The organism is Enterobacter cloacae complex sp. 2022EL-00788 (assembly GCF_026627565.1).
GTDB classification, from domain to species: Bacteria; Pseudomonadota; Gammaproteobacteria; order Enterobacterales; family Enterobacteriaceae; genus Enterobacter; species Enterobacter pasteurii.
The window spans coordinates 61,335-74,000 of the sequence record NZ_JAPNMC010000006.1 but is presented as its reverse complement, the minus strand read 5'-3'; the positions used below and the strand labels follow the sequence as shown (position 1 = coordinate 74,000).

The window sequence follows — 12,666 nt, the reverse complement described above, 5'->3', positions numbered from 1 at the left end:
ACAATACGCTATTGTTGAGTCATTTTGTGACCGGTGACGAAAAAAACAATATTCCCTGAAAACGGGGGGTGGAAACCCGATGTTGCAGCAGAAAAAGGACTGGGAAACGCGAGAAAACGCATTTGCTGCTTTCTCCATGGGGCCGCTGACCGATTTCTGGCGCCAGCGTGAGGAAGATGAGTTTACGGGCGTCGGGGATATCCCGGTACGCTTCGTTCGTTTCCGTGATGAAAAAAATGACCGGGTGATTGTGGTCTGCCCCGGGCGTATCGAAAGCTACATCAAATATGCCGAGCTGGCGTATGACCTGTTCCATCTGGGTTTTGACGTGTTAATTATCGACCATCGCGGGCAGGGACTCTCCGGCCGGATGTTGCCGGATACCCATCGCGGACACGTGGATAACTTCAGCGATTACGTCGACGATCTGGCCGCCTTCTGGCAGCAGGAAGTGCAGCCCGGCCCGTGGCGCAAGCACTATATTCTGGCGCACTCCATGGGCGGCGCCATTTCTACGCTCTTTTTGCAGCGCTACGATCACCAGTGCGATGCCATTGCGCTTACCGCGCCGATGTATGGCATCGTGATACGTTTTCCGGACTGGATGGTGCGCCATCTTCTCGACTGGGCTGAGGGCCATCAGCGCATTCGCGAAGGTTACGCCATCGGAACGGGGCGCTGGCGGGCTTTGCCGTTTGCCATCAACGTCTTAACCCACAGCCGGCAGCGTTATCGCCGCAACCTGCGCTTCTATGCCGACGAGCCGCGCCTGCGCGTTGGCGGCCCCACCTGGCACTGGGTGCGGGAAGGTATTCATGCCGGCGAGCAGGTGCTGGCTGGCGTTGGCGATGATGACACGCCGACGCTCCTGATTCAGGCAGAAGAAGAGCGTGTGGTAGATAACCGCATGCACGACCGCTATTGTGAACTGCGCGCCGCCGCGGGCCATCCCTGTGAAGGGGGTAAACCGCTGGTCATCAACGGCGCGTACCATGAGATCCTTTTTGAAAAGGACGCTATGCGCTCAGTCGCGCTCAACGCCATTGTTGAATTTTTCAACAGGCATAACTGATTCTTGCTTTTACCAGAGGTTTAAATCCCTATGTACCAGGTTGTTGCATCTGATTTAGATGGCACGCTGCTTTCTCCCGACCACACCCTGTCGCCTTACGCGAAAGAGACCTTAAAACTCCTGACTGCCCGCGGCGTGAACTTTGTGTTCGCCACGGGCCGCCACCACGTGGACGTGGGGCAGATCCGCGATAACCTGGAGATCAGGTCGTACATGATCACCTCCAACGGTGCGCGCGTGCATGACACGGACGGCAACCTGATTTTCACCCACAACCTGGATCGCGATATTGCCACCGATCTGTTTGGCGTGGTGCATAACAACCCGGATATCGTTACCAACGTTTACCGCGACGACGAATGGTTTATGAACCGTCATCGTCCGGACGAAATGCGCTTCTTCAAGGAAGCGGTGTTCAGCTATTCCCTGTATGAGCCGGGTTTGCTGGATCCTGAAGGGATCAGCAAGGTGTTCTTTACCTGTGAAAGCCACGAAGCCCTGCTGCCGCTGGAGCAGGCGATTAACGCGCGCTGGGGCGACCGCGTAAACGTGAGCTTCTCCACGCTGACCTGTCTGGAAGTGATGGCGGGCGGGGTGTCCAAAGGCCATGCGCTGGAAGCGGTAGCAAAACGCCTGGGCTTTGATCTGAAAGACTGCATCGCCTTTGGCGACGGCATGAACGATGCCGAGATGCTCTCTATGGCGGGCAAAGGCTGCATCATGCAGAACGCGCACCAGCGCCTGAAGGATCTGCACCCGGAGCTGGAGGTCATCGGCACCAACGGCGACAACGCGGTACCAAAATACCTGCGCAAGCTGTTCCTTGAATAATCTTCATTCGGTTGTTTATTGTTCAGATGTCAACTAAAGAGTTCGCTACAATGCCTCTCCTTCTTTCTCAGAGACAAGCATTGTGGCGCTACTCATTATCACCACTATCCTGTGGGCCTTCTCCTTTAGCCTGATTGGCGAATACCTTGCCGGATCGGTCGACAGCTACTTCTCGGTGCTGATGCGCGTAGGGCTGGCGGCGCTGGTATTCCTGCCGTTCCTGCGCACCCGCGGGCAAACGCTGAAAACCATTCTGCTGTACATGCTGGTGGGCGCGATGCAGCTCGGCATCATGTACCTGTTCAGCTTCAGGGCTTACGTTTACCTGTCCGTCTCGGAGTTTCTGCTCTTTACCGTGCTTACGCCGCTCTATATCACGCTGATTTACGATCTGCTGAGCAAGCGCCGCCTGCGCTGGGGATATCTGCTGAGCGCCGCGCTGGCGGTGGTTGGCGCGGCGATCATTCGCTACGACAAGGTGAGCGATCACTTCTGGACCGGGCTGATGTTCGTCCAGCTCGCCAATATCAGCTTCGCCATCGGTATGGTGGGCTACAAGCGCCTGATGGAAACCCGCCCAATGCCGCAGCACAACGCGTTTGCGTGGTTCTATACGGGCGCGGCGATCGTCGCGGTGGCGGCGTGGTTTCTGCTCGGCAACCCGCAAAAGCTGCCGACCACCTCCGTGCAGTGGGGAGTGCTGGTCTGGCTGGGCGTGGTGGCGTCAGGGCTGGGATATTTCATGTGGAACTACGGCGCTACGCAGGTAGACGCCGGTACGCTTGGGATCATGAACAACGTGCACGTGCCGGCGGGGCTGCTGGTGAACCTCGCCATCTGGCAGGAACAGCCGCACTGGCCGAGTTTCCTTATTGGGGGAACGGTGATCCTGGCTTCGCTGTGGGTACATCGCCGCTGGGTCGCTCCGCGCTCCGCACAAACGGAAGATGGTCGCACGCGTGGTTCCGCGCTGAGCGAATAAACGCTTCCGTAATCGGCTGACGCTGCTCGCCGTCGCGCACGGCGGCGTACAGCCGGCTCCACAGTCCTTCACCCAGGGTTTTGGTCACGACAAGACCCTGGCGTTCAACGGTCTCGACCACCCAGTGCGGCAGCGCCGCGATCCCCATTCTGGCCGCCACCATCTGGATCAGCAGCAGGGTATTGTCCACGCTTTTCAGCTGTGGGCTGATGCCAGCGGGCTGCAGGAAGTGACGCCAGATATCCAGGCGACTGCGCTGCACCGGGTAAATCAGCAGCGTTTCGCTGGCAAGATCTTCCGGCGTAATGCGCGTTTTGGCGGCCAGCGGGTGATCCGGCGCCAGCACCAGACGCACCTCAAAATCAAACATCGGCGAATAGTGCAGGCCGCTGCGCGGCAGAATGTCCGAGGTCATCACCAGATCCAGCTCGCCCTGCTGGAGCGACGGCTGCGGATCAAACGTGACGCCGGATTTGAAGTCCATCTCCACCTGCGGCCACTTCTGGCGGAAGTTCTCAAGCGCGGGGGTCAGCCACTGAATACAGCTGTGACACTCAATGGCGATGCGCAGCGTGGTCTGCTGCGGCTCGTTGCAGGACTGCAGCGCGCTGGCAATTTGCGGCAGTACCTGGTTAGCCAGCTGAAGCAGAATTTCGCCCTGCGGCGTAAAGCGCAGGGGCTGGCTCTTACGCACGAAAAGACGGAAGCCGAGGCGTTGTTCCAGATCGCTGAACTGGTGCGAAAGGGCAGACTGGGTCTGGTGCAGCGTGGCCGCTGCCGCCGCAAGAGAACCGCAGTTCCGCAACGCTTGTAGCGTTTTCAGGTGTTTAATCTCGATCATGAAAGTCCTTCACTTCGCCATGAACATTTTGCGCTTGAGGAATATACAGTACCTGCCAATTATAGAAGTGTAAACATCTGGACGTCTAAATAACGATTTTCTACAAGGGGTATGCCATGACAATCCGCAATCACACTCTCGGTTTCCCTCGCGTTGGCCTGCGTCGCGAGCTGAAAAAAGCGCAAGAAAGCTACTGGGCGGGTAATGCCACCCGTGAAGAACTGCTGGCGGTGGGGCGCGAGCTGCGCGCCCGTCACTGGGAGCAGCAAAAGCAGGCGGGCATTGACCTGCTGCCGGTGGGCGATTTTGCCTGGTACGACCATGTTCTGACGACCAGCCTGCTGCTTGGCAACGTGCCGGCTCGTCATCAGAACAACGATGGATCGGTAGATATCGATACCCTGTTCCGCATTGGCCGTGGCCGTGCGCCAACGGGTGAGCCAGCGGCGGCGGCGGAAATGACCAAATGGTTTAACACCAACTATCACTATATGGTGCCGGAGTTTGTGAAAGGTCAGCAGTTCAGGCTGACCTGGACCCAGCTTCTGGATGAAGTGGACGAAGCGCTGGCGCTGGGCCACCAGGTAAAACCGGTGCTGCTGGGGCCGGTAACGTACCTGTGGCTGGGCAAAGTGAAAGGCGAGCAGTTCGATCGTCTGAGCCTGCTGAAGGACATTCTGCCGGTCTACAAACAGGTGCTGATTGAGCTGGGCAAACGCGGCATTCAGTGGGTGCAAATCGACGAGCCGGCGCTGGTGCTCGAGCTGCCCCAGGTTTGGCTCGACGCCTTCAGGCCGGCGTATGACGCGCTCACAGGGCAGGTGAAGCTGCTGCTGACGACCTATTTCGAGGGCGTGACGCCAAACCTCGGCACCATCGCCAGACTGCCGGTGCAGGGCCTGCACGTTGACCTCGTACACGGTAAAGACGATGTCGCGGAACTGCACAAGCGACTGCCCGCAGACTGGCTGCTCTCCGCTGGCCTGATTAACGGCCGTAACGTCTGGCGCGCCGATCTGACGGAGAAATATGCGCAAATCAAAGATATCGTCGGCAAACGTGAGATGTGGGTGGCCTCGTCCTGTTCCCTGCTGCACAGCCCGATCGACCTGAGCGTAGAGACCCGCCTGGATGCCGAGATAAAAAGCTGGTTTGCCTTCGCCCTGCAAAAATGTGAAGAGCTGGCCCTGCTGCGCGACGCCCTGAACAGCGGCGATACGGCGGCGATTGCCGACTGGAGCGCACCGATCCAGGCACGTCGCCACTCGGCGCGCGTGCATAACCCGGCGGTGGAGAAACGTCTGGCGGCCATCACCGGCCAGGACAGCCAGCGTCAAAGCCCCTATGAGGTGCGCGCCGAAGCCCAGCGCGCCCGCTTCAACCTGCCCGCGTGGCCGACCACGACTATCGGCTCCTTCCCGCAAACGACGGAGATCCGCAGCCTGCGCCTGGACTTCAAAAAGGGCAATCTCGATGCGAACCACTACCGCACCGGTATCGCCGAACACATCAAGCAGGCGATCGTCGAGCAGGAACGCCTCGGGCTGGACGTGCTTGTACACGGCGAGGCCGAGCGTAACGACATGGTGGAATACTTTGGTGAACACCTGGACGGCTTCGTCTTTACCCAGAACGGCTGGGTGCAGAGCTACGGATCCCGCTGCGTGAAGCCGCCGGTGGTTATTGGCGACGTCAGCCGCCCCGAAGCGATCACGGTTGAGTGGGCGAAGTATGCCCAGTCGCTGACCGACAGGCCGGTGAAAGGCATGCTGACCGGGCCGGTGACGATCCTCTGCTGGTCCTTCCCGCGCGAAGACGTGACCCGTGAAACCATCGCCAAACAGATAGCGCTGGCGCTGCGGGATGAAGTAGCGGATCTGGAGGCGGCGGGTATTGGCATCATCCAGATCGACGAGCCGGCGCTACGCGAAGGTCTGCCGCTGCGCCGCAGCGACTGGGATGCCTATTTACGGTGGGGCGTGGAAGCGTTCCGCATCAGCGCCGCCGTCGCTAAGGACGACACGCAGATCCACACCCACATGTGCTACTGCGAATTTAACGACATCATGGATTCGATTGCCGCGCTGGATGCCGACGTTATTACCATCGAGACCTCGCGTTCAGACATGGAACTGCTGGAGTCGTTTGAAGAGTTCGACTACCCGAATGAAATAGGGCCGGGCGTGTATGACATTCACTCCCCGAACGTGCCGAGCGTGGAGTGGATTGAGGGCCTGCTGCAAAAAGCAGCCCAGCGCATCCCCGCGGAACGCCTGTGGGTGAACCCGGACTGCGGCCTGAAAACCCGCGGCTGGCCGGAGACGCGCGCGGCGCTGGCGAACATGGTGAAGGCGGCGCAGAACTTGCGTCAGGGTTAAGTCATTAGTCATATCTATAGCCCGGTAAGGCGTAGCCGCCGCCGGGCTTCTGCTTTACGCTTTCTTTCCGCCGTACTGGCTGAACCACGCCAGCATTCTCTGCCAGCCATCTTTCGCGGATTCGGCGTGATAGCTCGGACGATAGTCGGCGTTAAACGCGTGTCCGGCATCCGGATACACCACAATCTCCGCCTTCGCATTCGCCGCGCGTAGGGCATGGCGCATGGTCTCGACGGTATCAAGCGGGATCCCCGTATCCTGGCCACCATACAGGCCTAATACCGGTGCATTTAAATCCGTGGCGATATCCACCGGATATTTCGGTGAGTTCAGGGTCTTTTCCCCCACCAGTTTGCCGTACCAGGCGACGGCGGCTTTGAGCTGTGGATTATGCGCGGCATACAGCCAGCTAATACGTCCACCCCAGCAGAAACCCGTTATCATCAGTCGATGCGCATCACCGCCGTTGCGCGCCGCCCAGTTGGCAACATGATCCAGATCGGCCAGCACCTGCGCATCCGGCACTTTGCTGACCAGGTTGCTGAACAGCGTCGGGATGTCGCTGTAATCGTTCGGATCGCCCTGACGGAAATAGAGCTCTGGCGCAACGGCCAGATAGCCCTCCAGCGCCAGACGGCGGCAGAGGTCGCGGATATGTTCATGAACGCCAAATATTTCCTGAACCACAATCACGATGGGCAGCGGGCCCTCGGCGGATTTTGGCCGCGCGTGGTACGCCGGCATGTTCTCTCCCTGCGAGGGAATAGAGGTCTCGCCCGCGGTAATAGCCTCTTCAGGGGTTGAGACGATGGTTGAAGCATGCGGGGCAGCAGCAGGTGCAAAACCGGTTTTTTCAGTCATGGCATTCTCCGTACCAATGAATGGATTAGCGCAAAGATAAATATAGACACCAGGTTAACAACCCACAGTGCCTCATAGCGTCTATCTTTTGTGCAGCACCCTACGTTATAACTTGTTAATGTGATGTAAATCACTATTTTGTGGAAATTAACTGCAACCATTTTCATTCATGGTGAGGTGTGTCACGAAATGATGCGTGTTGCTTCTGTAAAGTACCGTTTTACTTCTTCTGACTAACCGACCCACAGAGGAGTCACTTATGTCTAAGTCTGATGTTTTTCATCTCGGCCTCACTAAAAACGATTTACAAGGGGCTACGCTTGCTATCGTCCCCGGCGATCCTGAGCGTGTGGAAAAGATCGCCGCGCTGATGGATAAGCCGGTTAAGCTGGCAGCCCATCGCGAATTTACCACCTGGCGCGCAGAGCTGGACGGTAAAGCGGTGATCGTGTGCTCTACCGGTATTGGTGGCCCGTCTACCTCTATCGCCGTTGAAGAGCTGGCGCAGCTGGGCATTCGTACTTTCCTGCGTATCGGCACCACTGGCGCCATTCAGCCGCACATCAACGTGGGCGACGTGCTGGTGACGACGGCATCCGTCCGTCTGGACGGGGCAAGCCTGCACTTTGCGCCGATGGAGTTCCCGGCAGTGGCTGATTTCGAATGCACCACCGCGCTGGTTGAAGCGGCGAAATCCGTGGGTGCTACCACTCACGTGGGCGTCACGGCATCCTCCGATACCTTCTACCCGGGCCAGGAGCGTTACGACACCTTCTCTGGCCGCGTGGTGAGCCGTTTCAAAGGCTCTATGGAAGAGTGGCAGTCCATGGGCGTGATGAACTACGAAATGGAATCCGCGACGTTGTTGACCATGTGCGCGAGCCAGGGTCTGCGTGCCGGTATGGTGGCGGGCGTTATCGTCAACCGTACCCAGCAGGAGATCCCGAACGCCGAAACCATGAAGCAGACTGAAAGCCATGCGGTGAAAATCGTGGTAGAAGCGGCTCGCCGCCTGATCTAATCCTCTCTTCTGAGAGTAAAGGCCGACGCGTTCGGCCTTTATTTTTTGCGTAGCGCCTCGCAGGAAAACCCTTTCAAACTGGACGTTTATACAGCACAATTCTATTTTGTGCGGGTAATACGTGGATGCAGGGGGCATTGTGGATATCTCAATCCTGATTTATGCGGTAGTTGCGCTGGCGAGTGCGGGGATTGGCTGGCTCATCTCCAGCTATCAGCACGCGCAGCAGAAAGCCGAGCAGCTGGCAGAGCGCGAGGAGATCGTCGCCGAGCTCAGCGCAACGAAGCAGCAGCTTTCGTTAAGCGCCCACTGGCGCGACGAGTGCGAACTGCTCAATAACGAACTGCGTAACCTGCGTGATATCAACACCTCGCTGGAGGCCGATCTTCGCGAAGTAACCACCCGCCTCGAATCCACCCAGCTGCACGCCGAAGACAAAATCCGCCAGATGATCAACAGCGAGCAGCGCCTTAGCGAGCAGTTTGAGAACCTCGCGAACCGTATTTTTGAACACAGCAACCGCCGCGTGGATGAACAGAACCGCCAGAGCCTGAACAGCCTGCTGACGCCGCTGCGCGAACAGCTGGACGGCTTTCGCCGCCAGGTGCAGGACAGCTTTGGGCAGGAGGCACGCGAGCGCCACACGCTGGCGCATGAAATTCGCAATCTCCAGCAGCTGAATGCCCAGATGGCGCAAGAGGCGGTTAACCTGACGCGCGCCCTCAAAGGCGATAACAAAGCGCAGGGGAACTGGGGCGAAGTCGTTTTAACCCGCGTGCTGGAAGCCTCTGGCCTGCGCGAGGGATACGAATATGAGACGCAGGTCAGCATCGAGACTGACGCGCGCTCGCGAATGCAGCCGGACGTGATTGTGCGTCTGCCGCAGGGCAAAGATGTGGTCATCGACGCGAAAATGACGCTGGTGGCCTATGAACGCTACTTCAACGCCGAGGATGACTACACCCGCGAATCGGCGCTGCAGGAGCATATTGCTTCCGTGCGTAACCATATTCGTCAGCTTGGCAGAAAAGACTATCAGCAGTTGCCGGGGCTGCGATCGCTGGATTACGTGCTGATGTTTATTCCGGTCGAGCCGGCCTTTCTGCTGGCGCTGGACAGACAGCCCGAACTGATCACCGAAGCGCTGAAAAATAACATTATGCTGGTCAGCCCCACCACGCTGCTGGTGGCATTACGCACCATTGCCAACCTGTGGCGCTATGAACACCAGAGCCGTAACGCGCAGCAGATTGCCGATCGCGCCAGCAAGCTGTACGACAAAATGCGGCTGTTTGTGGACGATATGTCCTCGGTGGGGCAAAGCCTGGATCGGGCGCAGGATAATTACCGTCAGGCGATGAAAAAACTCTCCTCCGGGCGCGGCAATTTGCTGGCGCAGGCGGAGGCGTTTCGCAGCCTGGGGGTGGAGGTTAAACGCGAGATTAATCCGGATCTGGTGGAGCAGGCGACCGCGCAGGACGAAGAGTTCCGCCTACGCGAAGGCGACGCTGAGCAAAATACCCGCAATGAAGACAACGATTTAGCGGCGAGTTTATCACCAGAAGCGCAGCCGACGCGTTTCTTTCGCGGTGGTTGAAACGTAGGGCAAATGCGCCCAATCTGTTACACTTCACGAACATTTGACTGATTAGCAGGCTCTGAGATGGTTGACGATTCACAAGACACGACGCACTTTGGCTTTCAGACTGTCGCCAAAGCGCAGAAAGCTGACATGGTGGCCCACGTATTTCATTCCGTGGCGGCGAAGTACGATGTGATGAATGATTTGATGTCATTCGGCATTCATCGCTTGTGGAAGCGCTTCACCATTGATTGCAGCGGCGTACGCCGTGGACAAACGGTGCTGGATTTAGCCGGAGGAACGGGCGATCTCACCGCAAAATTTTCCCGCCTGGTAGGTGAAACCGGTCGCGTGGTACTGGCCGATATCAACGACTCCATGCTGAAAATGGGACGCGAGAAGCTGCGCAACATCGGCGTGGTAGGCAATGTTGAATACGTTCAGGCCAACGCCGAAGCGCTGCCGTTCCCGGACAATACCTTTGACTGCATCACCATCTCTTTCGGGCTGCGTAACGTGACCGATAAAGATAAAGCGCTGCGCTCTATGTACCGCGTGCTGAAGCCGGGTGGACGCCTGCTGGTGCTCGAGTTCTCCAAACCGATTATCGACCCGCTGAGCAAAGCCTACGATGCGTATTCCTTCCACGTTCTGCCACGCATTGGCGAACTGGTGGCGAACGATGCCGAAAGCTACCGTTATCTGGCTGAATCCATCCGAATGCACCCGGATCAGGACACGCTGAAAGCGATGATGCAGGATGCAGAATTTGAAAACGTGGAGTACTTCAATATGACGGCGGGTGTCGTCGCGCTGCATCGTGGTTACAAGTTCTGAGTGGAGGTTTCCCGTGCCCATTAAACCCTTAGTCACCGCAGGCATCGAGAATGTACTGAATGCCTTTCTGTATCGCGCCCCGGCGCTCAAAACCGCACGTCAGCGGCTTAACGGAAAGGTACTGCGTATCGTTTTAAAAGAGTTCTCGACGCCGCTTGTGCTGGTCTTCAGCGAACGCCAGCTTGACGTTCTGGGTGAGTGGGAAGGCGAGGCTGACTGCTCGGTGATCACGCACATGAGCGTGTTGCCAAAACTGCGCGATCGCCAGCAGCTGACGGCGCTTATTCGCAGCGGCGAGCTGGAAGTCCAGGGCGATATTCAGGTGGTACAGAACTTCGCTGCGCTTAGCGACCAGGCTGAATTCGACCCGGCGGAGCTGCTGGCGCCCTATATCGGCGATATCGCGGCTGAAGGGATAAGCAAAACGCTGCGCACGGGTTCTGCTTTTTTGCGCAAAGGTCTCCAGCGTCAACAGCGCTACGCTGCTGAGGTTCTGACCGAAGAGTGGCGTATGGCGCCGGGGCCATTGGAAGTTGCCTGGTTTGCAGAAGAGACCGCGGCAGTTGAGCGCGCAGTGGATGCGTTAACCAAACGGCTGGAAAAACTGGAGGGCAAATGACGCCTGGTGAAATTCGGCGCCTCTATTTTATCGTTCGCACCTTTTTGAGCTACGGGCTCGACGAGCTTATCCCCAGAATGCGCATCACCCTGCCGCTTCGGCTTTGGCGGCGCACGCTGTTCTGGATGCCGAATCGCCATAAGGATCAGGAGCTGGGTACACGCCTGCGTCTTGCTTTGCAGGAACTGGGTCCGGTCTGGATCAAGTTTGGTCAGATGCTCTCAACACGTCGCGATCTTTTCCCGCCGCAGATAGCCGACCAGCTCGCGCTGTTGCAGGACCGCGTCGCCCCGTTTGATGGGGAGAGGGCAAAGAAACAAATCGAGGAAGCGATGGGCAATATTCCCATCGACACCTGGTTTGATGATTTCGATATCCAGCCTCTGGCATCCGCTTCTATCGCGCAGGTCCACACCGCGCGCCTGAAGGAGAATGGCAAAGAGGTGGTCATCAAGGTGATTCGCCCGGATATCCTGCCGGTTATCAGAGCGGACATGAAGCTGATTTATCGTCTGGCTCGCTGGGTGCCGCGCCTGCTGCCGGATGGCCGCCGTCTGCGCCCGCTGGAAGTGGTACGGGAATACGAAAAAACGCTGATTGATGAGCTAAACCTGCTGCGCGAGTCGGCGAACGCCATTCAGCTGCGTCGTAACTTTGAAAACAGCCCGATGCTGTATGTTCCTGAAGTCTATTCTGACTATTGCAGCCAGAACATGATGGTGATGGAACGTATTTACGGTATTCCGGTCTCGGACGTGGTGGCGCTGGAAAAACAGGGCACCAACATGAAGCTGCTGGCCGAAAGGGGCGTGCAGGTCTTCTTTACTCAGGTTTTCCGCGACAGCTTCTTCCATGCGGATATGCATCCTGGCAACATTTTTGTCAGCTATGAGCATCCGGAAGATCCGCAATATATTGGCATCGACTGCGGTATTGTTGGCTCGCTGAACAAAGAGGATAAGCGTTATCTCGCCGAGAACTTTATCGCGTTCTTCAACCGCGACTACCGTAAGGTGGCCGAACTGCACGTAGATTCAGGCTGGGTTCCGCCAGATACCAACGTGGAAGAGTTCGAGTTTGCGATCCGCACCGTCTGCGAGCCGATTTTTGAAAAGCCGCTGTCGGAGATCTCATTCGGACACGTTCTGCTCAACCTGTTCAACACCGCGCGCCGTTTCAATATGGAAGTGCAGCCTCAATTAGTTTTACTTCAGAAAACATTACTTTACGTTGAGGGCGTAGGCCGCCAGCTCTATCCTCAGTTAGACTTGTGGAAAACCGCTAAACCCTTCCTCGAATCCTGGATTAAGGATCAGGTCGGTATACCAGCGCTGGTTCGCTCGCTTAAGGAGAAAGGCCCGTTCTGGATTGAAAAAATGCCTGAAATTCCTGAGCTGGTTTACGACAGTTTGCGTCAGAGCAAGAACCTTCAGCACAGCATGGATAAAATCGCGCACGAGCTTCAATCCAGCCGCGTGCGTCAGGGGCAGTCTCGCTATCTCTTCGGAATTGGCGCGACGCTGCTGATAAGCGGCACGTTGCTATTGATCAATCGCCCGGACTGGGAAATGATGCCTGCGTGGATTATGGCTGCCGGTGTTGTTGTCTGGCTTGCTGGCTGGCGAAAAACGCGCTGAATTAG

Annotated in this window: 11 protein-coding genes; 9 read left to right on the top strand and 2 right to left on the bottom strand. The window is 57.4% G+C overall.

Annotation, left to right across the window (positions count from 1 at the left end; genetic code table 11):
* Nucleotides 1–79 precede the first annotated feature (79 nt).
* The 3 genes from pldB (at nt 80) to OWK27_RS11005 (ending at nt 2,885) form a co-directional block, all read left to right on the top strand.
* On the top strand, nt 80–1,072 hold the full coding sequence (gene pldB, locus OWK27_RS11015) for a lysophospholipase L2 (RefSeq protein ID WP_267590385.1): 993 nt from the start codon (nt 80–82) through the stop codon (nt 1,070–1,072).
* Between the two features lie 30 nt (nt 1,073–1,102).
* Nucleotides 1,103–1,903, top strand: a complete 801-nt coding sequence (gene yigL, locus OWK27_RS11010; protein ID WP_148421605.1) for a sugar/pyridoxal phosphate phosphatase YigL — start codon at nt 1,103–1,105, stop codon at nt 1,901–1,903.
* 82 nt (nt 1,904–1,985) lie between these two features.
* Nucleotides 1,986–2,885: a carboxylate/amino acid/amine transporter gene (locus OWK27_RS11005; protein ID WP_193355346.1), complete on the top strand. Its 900-nt coding sequence runs from the start codon at nt 1,986–1,988 to the stop codon at nt 2,883–2,885.
* Here the strand turns inward: OWK27_RS11005 and metR are convergent.
* Nucleotides 2,773–3,726 carry an HTH-type transcriptional regulator MetR gene (gene metR / locus OWK27_RS11000; protein WP_063868862.1) on the bottom strand — a complete coding sequence of 318 codons (954 nt, stop codon included), beginning with the start codon at nt 3,724–3,726 and terminating at the stop codon, nt 2,773–2,775. The genes OWK27_RS11005 and metR overlap by 113 nt on opposite strands.
* Before the next feature lie 116 nt (nt 3,727–3,842).
* Here metR and metE point away from each other — a divergent pair, with 116 nt between their 5' ends.
* Nucleotides 3,843–6,104, top strand: a complete 2,262-nt coding sequence (gene metE, locus OWK27_RS10995) for a 5-methyltetrahydropteroyltriglutamate--homocysteine S-methyltransferase (protein ID WP_267590384.1) — start codon at nt 3,843–3,845, stop codon at nt 6,102–6,104.
* A gap of 54 nt (nt 6,105–6,158) precedes the next feature.
* On the opposite strand, the gene OWK27_RS10990 is transcribed toward metE, so the two are convergent.
* Complete coding sequence (locus OWK27_RS10990) at nt 6,159–6,965, bottom strand: dienelactone hydrolase family protein (RefSeq protein WP_176609002.1); 807 nt, start codon at nt 6,963–6,965, stop codon at nt 6,159–6,161.
* Between the two features lie 259 nt (nt 6,966–7,224).
* Between OWK27_RS10990 and udp the strand changes: the two genes are divergently transcribed.
* From udp to ubiB, 5 genes are all read left to right on the top strand, one after another.
* The gene (gene udp / locus OWK27_RS10985) at nt 7,225–7,986 is read left to right on the top strand and encodes a uridine phosphorylase (protein ID WP_003860792.1); all 762 of its coding nucleotides are present in this window, start codon (nt 7,225–7,227) and stop codon (nt 7,984–7,986) included.
* A 139-nt stretch (nt 7,987–8,125) separates the two neighbouring features.
* Nucleotides 8,126–9,583 (top strand): DNA recombination protein RmuC, encoded by a 1,458-nt coding sequence (gene rmuC, locus OWK27_RS10980; protein ID WP_176609001.1) that lies wholly within the window; start codon nt 8,126–8,128, stop codon nt 9,581–9,583.
* A gap of 66 nt (nt 9,584–9,649) precedes the next feature.
* On the top strand, nt 9,650–10,405 hold the full coding sequence (gene ubiE / locus OWK27_RS10975) for a bifunctional demethylmenaquinone methyltransferase/2-methoxy-6-polyprenyl-1,4-benzoquinol methylase UbiE (RefSeq protein WP_003860790.1): 756 nt from the start codon (nt 9,650–9,652) through the stop codon (nt 10,403–10,405).
* Nucleotides 10,406–10,418: 13 nt separating this feature from the next.
* On the top strand, nt 10,419–11,024 hold the full coding sequence (gene ubiJ, locus OWK27_RS10970) for a ubiquinone biosynthesis protein UbiJ (protein ID WP_148421595.1): 606 nt from the start codon (nt 10,419–10,421) through the stop codon (nt 11,022–11,024).
* Nucleotides 11,021–12,661, top strand: a complete 1,641-nt coding sequence (ubiB, locus tag OWK27_RS10965) for a ubiquinone biosynthesis regulatory protein kinase UbiB (protein ID WP_267590383.1) — start codon at nt 11,021–11,023, stop codon at nt 12,659–12,661. The genes ubiJ and ubiB overlap by 4 nt, the downstream gene beginning before the upstream one ends.
* The last annotated feature ends 5 nt before the right edge of the window (nt 12,662–12,666 follow it).